19 protein-coding genes and 2 riboswitches are annotated in these 15574 nt (G+C 39.1%); of the genes, 6 read left to right on the top strand and 13 right to left on the bottom strand.

Translation table 11 applies throughout. The features are described 5' to 3' along the window. Positions 1-29: 29 nt before the first annotated feature. The 5 genes from JI665_RS21255 to JI665_RS21235 form a co-directional block, all read right to left on the bottom strand. The gene (locus JI665_RS21255) at positions 30-686 is read right to left on the bottom strand and encodes a potassium channel family protein (protein WP_206843818.1); all 657 of its coding nucleotides are present in this window, start codon (positions 684-686) and stop codon (positions 30-32) included. A gap of 78 nt (positions 687-764) precedes the next feature. Continuing rightward, positions 765-915: riboswitch (cyclic di-AMP (ydaO/yuaA leader) on the bottom strand. Positions 916-1027: 112 nt separating this feature from the next. Continuing rightward, the gene (locus JI665_RS21250) at positions 1028-2191 is read right to left on the bottom strand and encodes an endonuclease (RefSeq protein WP_206843815.1); all 1164 of its coding nucleotides are present in this window, start codon (positions 2189-2191) and stop codon (positions 1028-1030) included. Between the two features lie 151 nt (positions 2192-2342). Further along, positions 2343-2876, bottom strand: a complete 534-nt coding sequence (locus tag JI665_RS21245) for a DinB family protein (RefSeq protein WP_206843813.1) — start codon at positions 2874-2876, stop codon at positions 2343-2345. Between the two features lie 63 nt (positions 2877-2939). Continuing rightward, positions 2940-3959, bottom strand: a complete 1020-nt coding sequence (locus tag JI665_RS21240) for a serine hydrolase domain-containing protein (RefSeq protein ID WP_206843810.1) — start codon at positions 3957-3959, stop codon at positions 2940-2942. A gap of 115 nt (positions 3960-4074) precedes the next feature. Beyond that, on the bottom strand, positions 4075-4536 hold the full coding sequence (locus tag JI665_RS21235; protein WP_206843808.1) for a GNAT family N-acetyltransferase: 462 nt from the start codon (positions 4534-4536) through the stop codon (positions 4075-4077). 119 nt (positions 4537-4655) lie between these two features. Here JI665_RS21235 and JI665_RS21230 point away from each other — a divergent pair, with 119 nt between their 5' ends. The 6 genes from JI665_RS21230 to JI665_RS21205 all read left to right on the top strand — a co-directional run bounded on the left by JI665_RS21230 (position 4656) and on the right by JI665_RS21205 (position 10294). Further along, on the top strand, positions 4656-5180 hold the full coding sequence (locus JI665_RS21230; protein ID WP_206843805.1) for a GNAT family N-acetyltransferase: 525 nt from the start codon (positions 4656-4658) through the stop codon (positions 5178-5180). Positions 5181-5429: 249 nt separating this feature from the next. Further along, positions 5430-5615 (top strand): hypothetical protein, encoded by a 186-nt coding sequence (locus tag JI665_RS21225; protein WP_009333656.1) that lies wholly within the window; start codon positions 5430-5432, stop codon positions 5613-5615. Positions 5616-5741: 126 nt separating this feature from the next. Further along, positions 5742-5886: riboswitch (cyclic di-AMP (ydaO/yuaA leader) on the top strand. Positions 5887-6034: 148 nt separating this feature from the next. Then, positions 6035-7258: a dicarboxylate/amino acid:cation symporter gene (locus JI665_RS21220; RefSeq protein WP_206843802.1), complete on the top strand. Its 1224-nt coding sequence runs from the start codon at positions 6035-6037 to the stop codon at positions 7256-7258. Between the two features lie 177 nt (positions 7259-7435). Continuing rightward, entirely contained in the window at positions 7436-7807 is a 372-nt protein-coding gene (locus JI665_RS21215; RefSeq protein ID WP_206843800.1) for a MerR family transcriptional regulator, read from the top strand. Positions 7808-7944: 137 nt separating this feature from the next. Further along, the gene (locus JI665_RS21210) at positions 7945-9255 is read left to right on the top strand and encodes a hemolysin family protein (protein WP_206843798.1); all 1311 of its coding nucleotides are present in this window, start codon (positions 7945-7947) and stop codon (positions 9253-9255) included. Positions 9256-9688: 433 nt separating this feature from the next. After that, on the top strand, positions 9689-10294 hold the full coding sequence (locus tag JI665_RS21205) for a DedA family protein (protein WP_197249434.1): 606 nt from the start codon (positions 9689-9691) through the stop codon (positions 10292-10294). Between the two features lie 52 nt (positions 10295-10346). Here JI665_RS21205 and JI665_RS21200 read toward each other — a convergent pair whose 3' ends face one another. The 8 genes from JI665_RS21200 to JI665_RS21165 form a co-directional block, all read right to left on the bottom strand. Continuing rightward, positions 10347-11162, bottom strand: coding sequence for a lipid II flippase Amj family protein (locus tag JI665_RS21200; protein WP_206843795.1), 816 nt, complete (start codon positions 11160-11162; stop codon positions 10347-10349). Between the two features lie 109 nt (positions 11163-11271). After that, positions 11272-11814, bottom strand: coding sequence for a DUF1572 family protein (locus JI665_RS21195; protein WP_206843792.1), 543 nt, complete (start codon positions 11812-11814; stop codon positions 11272-11274). Positions 11815-12039: 225 nt separating this feature from the next. After that, positions 12040-12222 (bottom strand): hypothetical protein, encoded by a 183-nt coding sequence (locus tag JI665_RS21190; protein WP_206843790.1) that lies wholly within the window; start codon positions 12220-12222, stop codon positions 12040-12042. 211 nt (positions 12223-12433) lie between these two features. Beyond that, on the bottom strand, positions 12434-12787 hold the full coding sequence (locus JI665_RS21185) for a VOC family protein (RefSeq protein ID WP_206843788.1): 354 nt from the start codon (positions 12785-12787) through the stop codon (positions 12434-12436). 33 nt (positions 12788-12820) lie between these two features. After that, on the bottom strand, positions 12821-13654 hold the full coding sequence (locus JI665_RS21180; protein WP_206843786.1) for an aminoglycoside 6-adenylyltransferase: 834 nt from the start codon (positions 13652-13654) through the stop codon (positions 12821-12823). Between the two features lie 82 nt (positions 13655-13736). Then, on the bottom strand, positions 13737-14282 hold the full coding sequence (locus tag JI665_RS21175) for a general stress protein (protein WP_206843783.1): 546 nt from the start codon (positions 14280-14282) through the stop codon (positions 13737-13739). Positions 14283-14385: 103 nt separating this feature from the next. Continuing rightward, positions 14386-14751, bottom strand: a complete 366-nt coding sequence (locus JI665_RS21170) for a DUF805 domain-containing protein (protein ID WP_206843781.1) — start codon at positions 14749-14751, stop codon at positions 14386-14388. Positions 14752-15114: 363 nt separating this feature from the next. Then, positions 15115-15552, bottom strand: a complete 438-nt coding sequence (locus tag JI665_RS21165) for a hypothetical protein (RefSeq protein WP_206843779.1) — start codon at positions 15550-15552, stop codon at positions 15115-15117. Positions 15553-15574: the final 22 nt, after the last annotated feature.

The following is a 15574-nucleotide window of genomic DNA, read 5'->3' as shown; positions in this document are numbered from 1 at the left end:
ATTTAAATGGTAAACATCATTGAAAAAGCTTATACTCCATGCCTCTCAAATCTGCCAATTCCATTATTGTGTCCCATTACAATCAGGACATCTCCCCTTAAAATGACCTCTTCAGCTGGCGGAGTAACGATTATTTCTTTCCCGCGCTGAATCCCCACGATATTACAGCCATACTTAGCCCTTATATTCAATTCAGATAGGGATTTGCTTGAGATTTTATCTGTAGCCACAATCTCAACCATACTGTAATCTTCAGACAGCTCAATATAATCAATCATTTTTTCTGAAACAATATGGTGGGCAATCCGCTTAGCCATATCCCGCTCCGGATGGATCACACGATCGACGCCAATTTTTTCGAGCACCCTGGCATGATACTCATTATGTGCCTTTGCCCATACCTTTGGAATCCCCATTTCTTTTAATAACAGGGATGTCAAAATGCTGGACTCAATATTTTCACCAAATGAAACAAATGCATGATCAATATTTTTTATTCCTGATTGCTTTATCGCAGCTTCATCGATACCATTGATTTGAACTGCATATGTCACAAACTGTGAGTATTGATTTACTTTCTCCTGGTCGACATCAATTGCGAGCACTTCCACACCCAATTCATGAAATTCCTTTACGAGACTTCCGCCAAAGCGGCCTAAACCAAATACAGCATACTGTTTTTTCATTGAAGAAATTCCCTTCTTTTTGAAAATGAACACAAAAAAACCACTCTTAATAAAAGAATGGCTAATGGTTTCCATCAACCCTTCTCTCGATTCGGCTTACGGAGTTAGCTGTCGGATTAGGGATTGAGAGTATCCCTTCTTAGCTTTAATATGCTAAGATTCACCCCAAGATAAACCAGGTTTATCAAAATTGGTTCCCCCGCTCAAAATGATTCAGCAAAAAGGTTACTATAAAATTAATAAATATAAATTACTCCCATGTAAAACTCTTGTCAATCTTTTTTTTTACATAGCATGTAAAATAAAAAGCACTTCCCTGTACGGAAAGTGCTGCCAGAAGGTTATTCCCAAATTGCTGATGCCCACTCGGGATGATCTATAAATGGATTGCGGTTATGCTGGTAATCAGAATAGATGATTTCGTTTCTTCTCCGCTCGTTATCATCTACTGGATCTTCCTTATGCCACTCAAGCAGGACAGACATTTTGCCATGATAAGGAGCAGAGCCATTATTGACCTGATTGTTCAGCTCCAGATCCACCTCTCCGCTGTCTCCTTCATAACGGACAGCCATATAAAAAAGCATTCTCGCAACATCGCCTTTTACCGTATCCCTTGGTTCCCAGGAATCTGAATCATAGTAGTTTCCCAGTGCCTCTGAATGCTGGGTGCCTCCATCGTCAAAGTCAAGATTTCCTCTCGAGCTGTTTACGGAAGCATCTGTTGGCCGCAAATGATGCAGGTCTGTTCCCGCACCCATCGCTGTACCAAAGTCCCCATGCGATTTAGCCCAAACGTGCTCCCTGTTCCAATCATTGACGCCAGAACCATTAGTGAATTTCCCCTGAGAGCGGCCAGTATACAAAAGAATGACGTTATTGGGATTGGCAGGATCTTCATCAGTTTCGCGCAGCGCTTCCCATACATTCGAATAGGAAATTTCCGTGTGGTCATCAATGATTGTATGGAGGGCTGTTTTTAAATCCTCTCCAGTTTTTCCGTTTGCAGCATCATAATATCCCCCTGGTTCCGGGCCGGGATCGGCTGTTCCATCACCAGCTTGTTCGAAGGCAGTTCCATCTTTTAGCCCTGGATGAGAAAAATAGGCGGTAAGCGTTCCGGTTACCTTAATTTTTTCTCCAATCAAAGATGGATTGGATTTTAAACCAAAAGCTGATCGGAACGAGGAAGGTATTTGAACATAAAGCATCCTGTCTGTGCTGGTCTCTGATGGACTATCTGACAGAGCCAAAGCATAGTCATTTGGAAACCCGCTGGAAATAACCGTATTTGCCGCAGTCGGCTGTCCTACCACATAGCCTTGAACAGTTTTGGAAGAGTTGTTTTGAGTACTGATTCCCTGTGAAACGGAATAAGGTGATGACCAGGACCCATCCCCGGCAGCTGCCCTGGTTATTGAATTTTGAATGGGCTGCATCACGATCAGAATGACAGTAACCAAAATAAAAGATAACAGCAGGCCTTTTTTCTTACGATTCAGCATTCATTCGCCTCCACATTTTTTTGAAAGGACTTATAAATATTCAGAAAAGTCACAATCATCTCCAAGTATAAATGAACACCTTCGGACATAGCATGAGGTATTGGTCCCAAAAATTTACTATTTTACAATACTTAACATTAATGTAATTTATTTAAAGTTCTTCCTTTTTTAAAATGCCCAAATACTCAATCCAAGGACCAACATCTGTCCTGTATCTATTTGCCAATACTCTTGAAATCTGTGAAATATGCGTAAGGTCATGCACTGCCCAAGTGGAAATCAATTCCCTGACTCTAACTGGACCAAATGCCGGATGAAGCCCTGTTTTTTCGAAATGAGTTTCCAGATCAGTTATACCAGTAAGTGTGGCTAAATTCTTCATTCTAAGGGTCTTAAAGGCTTCAAGCTTGTCTTCAAGTGATAGATCATCTGACACATTTAAATGAGCATACCGGTCAAATGGAGGGAATGGCTTGCTTTCCCCTTCCTGCAGAATCAATTTCAGCCGCGGAATCCAATTTTTCTCCTCACCATCAATCAAATGATCAACCACTTCGGCTGCATTCCACGTGCCATCCCCTTCATTGCCTTTAAGCCATTCCGAAGATAGCCCGCTTAGCAATGAATCCAGCGTACGGGGTGTCCGTTCAAGAATCTCCATAGCTTCTCTTAAATTAAAATTCATATAACCGCTCCTTTTTTAACAGACCCGCTCAGATACAAAACTGCGCGTCTGTATCTAACTTCTCTACAAGTCCTTTTCAATCTCTCCCATTATTTTGAAGGGACCATATGATTTATTTGATGGCACTACGAGGGTTATTCCGCTTTCAGGATAATAGGCAGAATGAAAGCTGACTCCCGGGTCATAGCCCATGAGGTGATATTTGAAGATGGATCCGTTTTTCTTGCTGATCCATAATCCGTAGCCGTAATAATCATTCTCATCTGTTTTGGCATGCGGGCTCATAAGCTTTTCAGTATACTCTTCGCTCAGGAGCTTGTTTTTACACAATGCTTCCCAAAATAAGGTCATATCCTGAGCAGTAACATAGGCTCCTCCGTCAGAACCGCCTCTAATGGGCAATGAATAAATATTGGTTCTCCATGTCCCATCTTCTTCATTATCTATATAACCAATTGCTGTATTTCCAGGAAGACTGTCAAATCGGAAAAAGCCTGAATCCTTCATTCCGCATGGTTCAAAAATATGGGACTGGATATAATCCTGGAAACTCATTCCTGCCTTCTTCTCTATAATTAAACCCAAAAGTATATATCCGGCATTATTATAATGAAATCTCTCCCCCGGCTTGAACATCATTTTTTTATTCTGGAACATAGGAAGAAAATCTCTAAGATGATTTAATAGGTACATTGGCCTTTCTTTCCACAGGTCCTCAAAATCATCCATAACTGACTCATCAAAATAGTCAGGCATTCCAGATGAATGGGTTAACAGGTGATGAATGGTCATTGTCTCATCAAAGAAGGGAAAAACATCCTCCAATACATCTTTAAATCTTGTTTCAAATGATATGGATCCTTTCTCGGCCAATTGACAAATAGCAACCGCCGTAAAAACCTTACACCCGGAGGCGATGCCAAACCTGGTTCCTGGATTATTGGAAGTTTCATTTGCTCTATCAGCATACCCCTCTGCTAATTGAAGGATCATATCTTCGTTTTCTTTAACAAGTACGACACCAGAAAAACCAGCATTATTAATTACAGAACTTAACCTTTTATCATAATTCTTAATTAACATGAGTATTCCCCTTTAAGGTATTATTCCATGACCTAAAACAATTGCGGGACAGGAATAACGGTCTCTAATATTTTCGGTAATAAGCATGATTCTTCCAATTGAAAGAAGCGCTTAATCATCCAGTATTAAACAAATATTTCTCAAAAGCAGTAATAGTCAGTGATTCATTTATCTCTATTTTCTCAAGCTCTTTAAAACCATTCTTTAAATAAAAAGCGACAGCAGGTGTATTCTTAGAACCTGTTGTGACAATCATTTTTTCAATCATTGGCCTCAGTTCAATGAAGTTCAGCAGCTTTTGTGCAATACCCTTTCTAAAATGTTCAGGATGAACAATCAATCTATGAATATCTAAAACATTATTTTCCTCTTTAAACGAAATCGCACCGCATAATGTTTCACCAATAAAATACCCAAAGAAGGTCTCTCCGGTTATTCGCAAGGCATCAGCCGTATCCTTCAAAGGCGGTAAATCTGGACATCCAATGATTTCAGCCTCAATTTTATACGCGGGAAGCTGTACACTTAGAACCTGCTCAGCAGCTTTTCGGTCTTTAATATTAATTTCCTTAATCATTATGGTCCCTCTTTTGAAATTAGTTTTAAAAATTAATTTCTCTATCAAAGATCATTTCCCTCTTTTTTGGACGAATGAAGGCATTCCAATATAAAATGATAACTAAGGGGGTGAATTGGATGAATTTAAAATATGAAGTGATAACAGAAGAAAAAATCAGCCTTTGCCGGGATTTATGCAATGAGCTGATGACTTTCCAGAAATCTAAGGCACATATAACACCTGAGCGTTTTGACAGTATGAATTTTGAAACAAGGATGATTCCATCCGCAAAATCTGCTATACATAATTTTATTGTGATTGTTAAGGACCATGAAGAAATTGTGGGCTATGTCTATTCCAATGTTTCTCCGAAGGAAGCCTACTCTAATGATTTCGCCACATTTTTTGATTTAAATTCAGTGGGGAAAGACAATGTTGGGTGCTTATCACAATTCTATATAAAAGATGGCTACAGGCAATATGGAATTGGATCAGTGCTTTTTAACATGTCGATGGAATGGTTAAGTCAATTTAAAGATGTTGAAGATTATTTTATCTATGTGTCAAATGGGAATACAGAGGCCCTTGAATTTTATACACGCAAAGGGTTTACTGTCAGTCACGATATTCTGGAAGGCTTTATTACAGTTTTGCGCAAATAGGAAAGGCCATTCCCCCAGGTTCTGACAACAGGATAAAACTTTCCCCATAATCAATAAAGCTGCTGAACCAATTGGATAAAGTCAGAAGCGAAAAATATCCAGCGGAAATCTGAGCTGGATTTTTTTCAGTCATATTTTTTCATCAGCAATTTTCCCAAAACCAATACCCATAATCTTAAAAAATAATGGTGGACATTGTCATAAATCTTGTTATAATTCTATAAGAAATTACTTTGAAAAGGGTGCTTTATGGGAAATACATGCAGATATGTTGTGAGTGCCACTGGGAAAAACGGCGAGACTTATTATACGCAATGCAAGGATAAAGAAGAGTTAAAAGAGTGGCTGGCGGAACATGAAGACAAGCTGAATAAGAAGGAACTGAAAGTGAAGGACAAAAAAAGACATCCTCTTTTAAGCTGGCTTAACTTCTAATCTTATTGCTCAAAAATCTAATTGACCTTTTCTATTAAATTACTATTTAATTAATAGTAATCATAGATAAGAAAATCGTATGATTTACAACTTTTATGATTATTGTTAATATATTAAAAAATCATTAATAATTTTTCGCTTAATCTTAATTGAGCGGGGGAACCAACTGTACTTTTTTATAAAAGTACCTGGGGTGAATCCTTTTACAGGTAGGGTACTCTCAAGACCCGAACCCGACAGCTAACCTCGTAAGCGTGTTGAGAGGGAAACACTGCATAAATGCACAGTGGTTATTACCTCTGTGTTTTTTTGTTGCCTTTTTTAGTTAGGATTATGTTTTTTGGGGGTAATATAGGAAAGGCAAAATATTTTTTGTTTCCGGTTTACATTTTTTTACATTATTCATTGGAGGAACGTGTATGAAATTATCAACTAAAATTATTATTGCTCTAATCGCCGGGGGAATCACAGGTCTTTTGATTAACTTATTTGCACCTGGCATTTTCCCCGAGCTAGACAAGTTTTTATTTACTCCGCTTGGAAAAATCTTTTTAAATCTCATCAATATGCTGGTTGTTCCGATCGTCTTCTTTTCCATCACTCTTGGGACAGCAGGCCTCGGTGATCCTAAGAAGTTAGGAAGAATTGGGATTAAGACCATCTCCTACTTTCTGGTAACCACCAGCATTGCAATCGTCATCGGTCTTGCTTTGGCAGCTGTTTTCCAGCCAGGGAACGTTGGTGAATTTGACGTAACAAACGTAGAGTATGAATCTAAAGAGGCTCCTCCTGTTTCAGAGACATTATTAAATATTATTCCAACCAATCCGGTAAAAGCCTTCACGGAAGGCAACATGCTTCAGATTATCACTTTTTCAATTTTTGTCGGATTTGCACTAACCATGCTTGGCAATAAAACAAAAGGCATATTAAACCTTATTGAACAAGGCAATGACATGATGATGTACCTTGTTAACCTGGTGATGAGATTTGCCCCTTATGGAACGTTCGGACTTATCGTTTCTGCTGTAGGCAGTCAGGGTCTGAGTGCCATTAAAGCTATGGGACTTTATATGATCGTTGTTCTTCTTGCATTGTTTATACATGCGATTTTAACTTATGGAGGTTCTATTGCTTTACTTGCAAAGAAAAACCCGCTATGGTTCTTTAAAGGCTTTGCGCCGGCCATGGGTGTTGCTTTCAGTACATCAAGCAGTAATGCGACACTGCCGATTTCCATGAATACTGCTCAGAAAAATTTGAAGGTTCCTGAATCAATCAGCAGCTTTGTTCAGCCTCTCGGTGCAACCATCAACATGGATGGAACAGCCATCATGCAGGGTGTTGCAACTATTTTCATTGCTCAGGTATATAATGTTGATTTAACATTGACACAGCTTATTACGGTCGTCCTGACTGCCGTTCTTGCCAGTGTTGGTACAGCTGGTGTGCCAGGTGTCGGTTTGATTATGCTTGCCATGGTCCTTAACTCTGTCAATCTTCCTGTTGAAGGGATTGCATTAATCATTGGTATTGACCGTCTGCTTGATATGACGCGAACGGCAGTCAACATTACAGGTGATGCTGCATGTGCAGTGATTGTAGCGGAAACAGAAGCAAAGAATGAGGCAGTTAAAGCCTAAAATATAAATAACACCGGTTATCCGGTGTTGTTTTTTTATGGAAATCTCTTCCTTCCTGCTTGCTTCTTTATTCAAATTCATTGATTTTCTATTAATTTTTAGTATAATTAGTTTCATAACCATCACGTAACAGTTTGGAGGAATCCTCATGGGGCTGAGAAGTTAAGAATAGGAGAATTGGCTGAAAAAGCAAAGGTTACTAAGAGAACGATTGATTACTATACTTCACTTGGCCTGCTAAAAGCAGAACGTTCCCCTTCAAATTATCGCTATTATGATTATTCCGCCATCGAACGGATTGCTTTTATCGAAAGATGTAAAGCGGATGGTTTATCGCTGGAGGAAATAAAGAAAAAAGTTATCAGCCGATTTTCTGAAGAGGTGGATGTTCTTGAACTAAGGCTTAAAATTCAGGATCTGGAGGAAGATGTCACAAAAGCACTTTCTCAGCTGAAGAAATCTGATCCCGAAAAATACGAATATGTCAAAAAAAACATTTCACATGAAAGCTTATCATTAATTCAGACCTTGCTTTTATTGCTTAACTGAATATCCTGCGCCCAAACAGTTTTTTGGGTTTTTGGAGCATTATGGATATCAATTTGGGCACAATTTAAGTAGTGAACTTTATAAGGATTATTACCATTTTAGGAGGTGTATGTCTTACTTTTAAGTAAGACTGCTCGTTGACAACCATAAATTTATTACTGATTGCACTATTAATAGCATTAACCGCATTCTTCGTAGCAACTGAGTTTGCGATTGTAAAAGTACGTGTTTCCCGAATTGATCAGCTGATTGCTGAGGGCAATAAAAGGGCTATTGCAGCTAAGAGAGTCGTTACTCACCTTGATGAGTATTTATCAGCCTGTCAGTTAGGGATTACCATAACCGCATTAGGTTTGGGGTGGCTGGGTGAGCCGACAGTTGAAAAATTATTGCACCCGGTATTTGAAAGATTTGAAATCGCCGAATCGCTAACTCATATTTTATCCTTTGGCATTGCGTTTGCTTTAGTCACCTTCCTGCATGTAGTTGTAGGTGAGCTTGCACCCAAAACCGTTGCCATTCAAAAAGCTGAGGCCGTTACAATGGCGTTCGCAACACCAATTATTTGGTTCTATCGTTTAATGTTCCCTTTCATTTGGTTCTTAAATGGATCTGCTCGGGTACTGGTTGGCATATTTGGTTTAAAACCGGCTTCTGAGCATGAAATTGCCCATTCTGAAGAAGAATTGCGAATCCTTTTATCCGAGAGTTATAAAAGCGGTGAGATCAATAAAAATGAGTTAAAGTACGTGAACAATATCTTTGAATTTGACGAAAGAATTGCGAAAGAAATAATGGTTCCGCGTACCGAGATGATTACGATTGCCTCGGATGATACACTGGCAGATATTATGCAAACTATCCAAACAGAGAATTACACGCGATATCCAGTTGAAGATGGGGATAAAGACAATATCCGCGGGTTTATTAATGTAAAAGAATTTCTGACGGCCAGTCTTACAAACAAGATCACCCCGGAGAATCTTGAGCTTGACTCGTTTATTAACCCGGTAATCCATGTAATTGAAAGCATTCCGATTCATGACCTGCTTGTAAAAATGCAAAAAGAACGCATCCATATTGCCATTTTAATGGATGAATATGGCGGAACTTCCGGATTAGTGACTGTTGAAGACATACTCGAAGAAATTGTCGGAGAAATTCGTGATGAATTTGATGAAGACGAAGTTCCTGAAATTAGAAAGCTAAACGATAACCATTATATTCTGGATTCCAAGCTTCTTATAGACGATGTCAATAATCTGCTTGGCACAGATTTTGAGCATGAAGATGTTGATACAATTGGCGGCTGGTTCCTGACACAGCATATGGAAGCAGAGATAGGAACAGAGATTGAAGCTGATGGATTCACATTCAAGGTCCACGAAAAAGATGGTCACCAGCTTCATTATCTGGAGGTTTTTAAAAGCAAGCCCCTATTAGCCTAGGAAAAACGGCGGCTCCAATTTCGGCAGCTGCCGTTTCTTTTTGCGTCTATATAAATACTTGATTGTTTTCCTATTACCCGTTAGACTGACTTATGTACGTTTTATATCTTTGAACTTCGTGAACTGTCTAGCGCAAGCAGGATGTGGGTCATGCAGACGTTGCCACAGGACGTGGCGTTTTTAGTCTGCGTTCATTCGTGAGCAAGGCGCTTGCGCTTTTCTTATTGTCTAGCTTCAGCGCCTACCCCCTCGAGGTCACAAGCCAATCCTCTCAAAAAGGCAAAGGACGCCTTTCCGTGAGGCTCGTCTTGTGCTTGAGGCCCACAGGATGTGGGTCATGCAGACGTTGCCACAGGACGTGGCGTTCTTAGTCTGCGTTCATTCGTGAGCAAGGCGCTTGCGCTTTTCTTATTAATCAACAGGATGTGTGGCTATGTCAGAAATTATCATCAGCTTTATTGATTTCTTAAAACAGTTTTCTTACTTTGGTATTTTGCTTTCATTATGCTTTGAATTTATACCGGCAGAAGTGGTTCTTCCTTTGGCAGGCTTCTGGGTCTTCCAGGGAGATTTTAATTATTATTTAGTCGTATTAGCAGGTACAGTGGGAGGAACGATTGGACCGCTGACATTATATGCATTGGGCCGATATGGCGGCCGCCCAATGGTTTTAAAGTATGGGAAATATTTCTTGGTTTCGCAAAAACAAATTGATGCTTCGGACAAGTTTTTTGAAAAATATGGCGCAGGAGTAGCTTTCTTCGCCCGTTTTATGCCAGTTGTCCGTACAGCGATCTCCATTCCATGCGGGATGGCCAAAATGAATGTGTGGAAGTTCTCTATCTATACATTCCTGGCAATGCTGCCGATTACCGCATTCTATGTTTATTTGGGATATAAACTGGGCCCTCATTATAAAGAAGCAGAGGAAATCTTTAATAGCTATGCCCTGCCTCTCGCCCTGATTATTATTGCAGGAATCATTATTGTGTTCACATACAAATATGTAAGCAAGCGCAAGAAGAGTCAAAGCATTTAAATATAAAAACAGACGGCACTGAATCGACAGTGCCGTTTTTTCTGTTTATGTTTTATACAAAAAACTTTGAAGCCCAGGCAATATAATACGCACCAGGTATAAACATGATTTGTGCAAGGACTGTTCCAATCAATCTGGAGGTAACCATCATAATGGAAATTCCTTTTAAATTCGTATACTTGGCCTTCCCATGCACCACATTATCTGACATGACAGATATTTTCGGGTCCACAAAAATGGTAAGAAGGATCGTTGCCACACCGTTTATGAGTCCAGATGCCATTATAGCAGTTCTTTCACTTTCCTGAGAAAGCAAGGAAGCATATAGAGCTGCCAATACTCCAATTGTATAAATGGCTGTTACAAACATATTGAATAAAAATAGCCGTTTCGGTATTTCACTTAGTTTAAGCCCATTTAAATAGGAAATTTTCGGAATCTTAAAATGTTTGATTGCTTTCATTGCTGATTCCCAATTAAACCCGATTTTCAGCAGTGAAGGCACTGACCCTCCCTCATCGGCAAGACGGATTATTGCTCTAGAGAAAATGGCTATGAACGTCGGGAGCAATAGAATACCAATGATGGTACCTATTGTGGATGCCCCTATTAACACCCTGAATTGACTTTCAACATAACCGAGAAAGTCTTGTTCGGGCGCAGTATCAATAATACTGCCAAGCAAAGGCTGCTGACCCATATTTGCCATTCGTGAAACAATGACAATGGTACTGAACAAAGAAAGCCCTGATGCTATCAGTTTGACCCTTGCACCCGATAATCGGACTGCATAAGCCAGTGTTTCAATACTATGTATAAGGATAATAAATAAAGAAGTAAACACGATTTTCCCTGTAATTAGATCCAAAAAGAACACTTCTTTCGATTTTTCCTTATTATACCATTAGGCTAGTAATGTATGAAGCGCGACGAAGTAGATAAATACAGACGAAAAAATATTGCAAATATTACACTGCCTATTGTCCGGCATCATGCTTGTCGAGCATTTCCTTAAGAAATTCATCAGATTTCCCTTTTGGAATACTGAGGCTTTCCCACTCACCGTTTTTAATTAGCTTCCCGATATAAACAATCTGTCCAACATGATAAGAATAATGCGCCATTTGCCTTTCAATTGCATCCACTACCATATGACTTTCGCCGCGAATAGTGATATTTTTAAGCAGATCCTGCTCTTTTAAACTATCTAAAGCGGAAAACAGCACCTTCCACCCTTTTTCCCAAATTAAAATTAGTTCATCCTTTGAAGCCGTAGCTGTCGAGAACTCCTCATCCCTGTTTCGATAAGGCTTTTCTCCATCTGATGTCAAAAAATCGGTCCACCGTGAAACCATATTGCCGCTCATATGCCTGATAATCACCGCTGTACTATTGGACTCTTCATTGCAAGCCCAATTCAATTCCTCCTTGGAAAGCCGCTGAATGGTTATATCCGCTAACTCCTTCACAGCCTGGAACCTTTTCTTTACGATTATTAGATAATTTGCACCTAAGCTCATAGTATGGCCTCCTATTTATCTTCAGTAAATTTGGGACTAATTAGAACCAAACCTGCGAAACTTTTTTGATGCAGACACAGGATTAAATACCATTCTCCTTCGACCTTCGTCATTTCCGTCGATATTCATCTCGATTAACTACCATTTTCCCTTGACCCTCTTCTTTTTCGTCGTTATTCTACTTGATTAACGACCATTTTCCTTCGTCCCTCTTCTTTTTCGTCGTTATTCTTCTTGATTAACGACCATTTTCCTTCGTCCCTCTTCTTTTTCGTCGTTAATCTTCTTGATTAACGACCATTTTCCTTCGTCATTTTCGTCGCTAATCTTCACAAGCATCTGGAGCATCACCATATATTTGTTATTTACCTGCTCATAGCTTGGAATAGTCTTACACAAAAATACCATTGAACTTCATCCCGCTTATGTAACTATCGATAATTTCACCATGTTTCAAGCTGCTGTTTTTTATTTTACTGCCTTCTACGTTACATCTTTCAAATGGAATAGGAGTCTTATCCTCCCTAAGATTCGTGTCAGCAATCTTACTTCGCTTAATGTAACTTTTTCAATTAAGAGTTCTCCTTTATCATGACAGAAAGCAAGAGGGATGCCCATCTTATCCCTTTCTCTGAATAAGCCCAAACCCAAGCCCGACCGGATCCACCAGATAGGCAAGATAAAAATCAGCAAATTCCATTTTATCCCTTACCACCATTGCCCCATTTTCTTTTGCCAATGAAATGGATTCGTCAATCGATTCCACTTCTATCTGAATACGGGTTCCATGCGGGTAATCGTGTGGCCCTTTACTAATGCCCCCATTTATTGCATGATTTTTGTCATTCCCTGTCTTGACTGGCCAGTATCCCCAATTCGGTTCTTCAATCTCCCATCCGAAAACATTGGAATAAAACTCAGCTGCTTTTTCCGGATCCTGGCTGTTTAATTCAAATCCAATTACTTTTGCCATAATTTCGCCTGCTTTCTTTTATTATTTTATGGCTCAATTAACCATTTCGAGTACCTTATCCACCCAATCTTCATTTTCTTCCAGTCCAACCTTGTGACATAGACATGCATGTACTCTTTTGAATTCCGGGAAAATGCTTGTCATCACCTTCATAATTTCAGAGTGTTCCGCACTGCTGAACCATTCCTCCAACAGTTTTAGCTGCCAGGTCTCCAGTTTGCTCCTTGGTCCCTGCAATTTGGCCCAGTCTCCAAAGGTATTTGGCTGCAGTCCAGCCTCCATATGCCATGCGGTTATCATAGATAACCGGAGATTGTCCAAGCAGTGCAGAGCGTAATATATCTCCCCCCGGCTCACTCTTCTGTATATCTCATGTATATATGCAAAAAATTTATTTCTCCAGCTCTCTACTTCTTCAAGAGTAGGCTGGTAAGTTAAAACTTTTGACTTTTCCGATAATGTAAGCATTAGTCTATCCGTATCATGAACAATCTTTATATTTTGAAGCCATACAGATGGCTGGAGCTGTTGGGAACGATAATAAAATGCATCAACTTTAATAAAATTAGTATAGTGTGCAACAGTATATGATGAACGGGGATTATCTTCAAAGAATAAAACATTTCCCCATTTTTTCGCCCTTACCTTTTTATTAAGCCTATATTCCTCAAATACCTTATCATGCACGACAATCCGCAGATCAATGTCTGAAAATAAATCCGCACTGTTCTCTCCTATTGAACCGCCATAAAAAACAGACAATACATTTTGATCATGGATCAAATCTTTTTCAATGGAATGCATTATTCTTTCTCTATGTCGTGGAAGTTCAGAGTCTCTTCCTTTGTATTTAGCATATAATCCCATTCATTCCTGGCCAACTCCCTTATACATTATTCCGTCTATACTTTACCAATTCTGTGATTCTACCAACTCCTGTTCAGTATGCTCACCGTAAATTCCTGCTTTCTGCTTTAATATTTTTCAGCCTTTTAAAATCCTTGCTCAAGCATGCTTGTTTAAAACGCTTTGTCTGCTTGAGGCTGTTAATGTCAGAGCGATTATCATAAGATAGCTGAATATGAAAATAGTTAATATACTCCAGAATGGCAAAGATATAGATAAAGGCGGCAATGGTTATTCCCTGAGGGATTGATGGTTGCCACATATAAAAATCTGCAATGAAAGCAGCCGGAATTATTAATATCGTAGCAATGTTCCATTTTTTAATGGCCCATAAATGCTCAACCAACCTGATCGGGGCAGCTGATGTATTTTCCTTTTTTAGGCGCTTCCATTTTACAAACCAATAAATGGAGCCTTGAAGGAGTAAGTACTCCAGCAGCAGAAATGATGACCAGAAAGAAGATAGTGAATATAAATGGAGATCAGGATATGTATAATTCACCAGATAACTGATAAAAACAAACATTATGAGGCTCGTCGTTTCTCCGGTATAAAGATATGAAAGTCTCTTCAATACTCTATTCCTCACCTAAATTCCTCACTTCCGGGTAAAGATACCACTTAAAAGTAATACGAATTTTCTCAAAAATAGTTTCAAAAAAAAATTCCAGCCGAGGCGGCTGGAGAATTTTTTATATTGCTTTTTTAGGATTAGGTCCGTATTTATTTGATCCAGGTTCGCTGTCCATTAGAGTAAAGATGAGGATAATAATCCCTCCGATTAAAGGAATCAAAGATATTAAAATCCACCAGCCGCTTTTCCCTGTGTCATGGAGTCTTCTGACAGTTACAGAAAGACTCGGAATTATCATAATCACAGAGAACAGGGTTGTAAGAATTCCAATGTCCTCTGTAATCTCCAATCCCAGCGCCATCTCAATAACCGTTAAAATGATTGAAATGACAAATGTAAACAGAATAAACATCCAATAATCTTTTCGTCTGGATCTCCCGCTGAAATTAAATGATTCTTTAAGCACCTTAATAAATGCATTCATGCTGTTTCACCTCCGCTGTACACATCCATCTATTATATCAATAATAAAAACCATTTTTCAGCAGGGAAAAATATGGTTTTATAACGAAAATTGAGATGTCTCCCAAAATGCAAGAAAAGACTCCTGCCTCTGATAATCGAAGCAGTGGTCTTTTGTTCATTTTTTTCTCATATTACCAGATAAGGACTGGCACAGAATAATTTTTTTCGGCGTATTTCTATAGTGGTGATGAACTTGAAAATACTAAAAACAATCCGAAATGTGATAAAGCACGAGGCCAAGAGTTTCTTCGGCAACAGAATGGCCAGGCATAAAGATAGGCTCCCAAACAGATAAATGAGCTTCCTGCACAAACAGGAAGCTTTAATTTGACCTAATAAAATGCAAATGCCAGCGCACAAATAAAAAAGCTGCAAAATAATAGGGGGCAGAATACCACCATTTCCAGGAAAAGTAGTTTAAAAAGTTCAGCTTGACGGTAACCATTTCGAAAAGAAGTGAAAAAATGACCCAGACTGCTGTATAAAAGAAAAAAGAACGCTTGCTTTCTGGCATGAAATTTAAAAAGATAATCCCAAATGATGCTCCAAGAGTCAGTTCAATGATGTGGACTCCCAGCTGCACTCCCCCGCCATTTAGCTCATAAAGCCGAAAATAAAAACTCAGTATTACATCCGTACTTAAGTTAATTAAGGCAATAACAACCCAGCTGACATAAATTTCTTTTCTCGTTAAACGCCTTGGCATGTACCTGATTACCAGCAGATTTATAGCCAATGAAAGATAAGGAAACCAATACATACAATAAACCGCCTTTAATTGT

Origin of the sequence: Bacillus sp. NTK034, assembly GCF_017303275.1 — a bacterium.
In the GTDB taxonomy this organism is placed as follows: domain Bacteria; phylum Bacillota; class Bacilli; order Bacillales; family Cytobacillaceae; genus Cytobacillus.
Note: the sequence above shows the minus strand (reverse complement) of the source record. Positions and strands in the feature narration are given on the sequence as shown.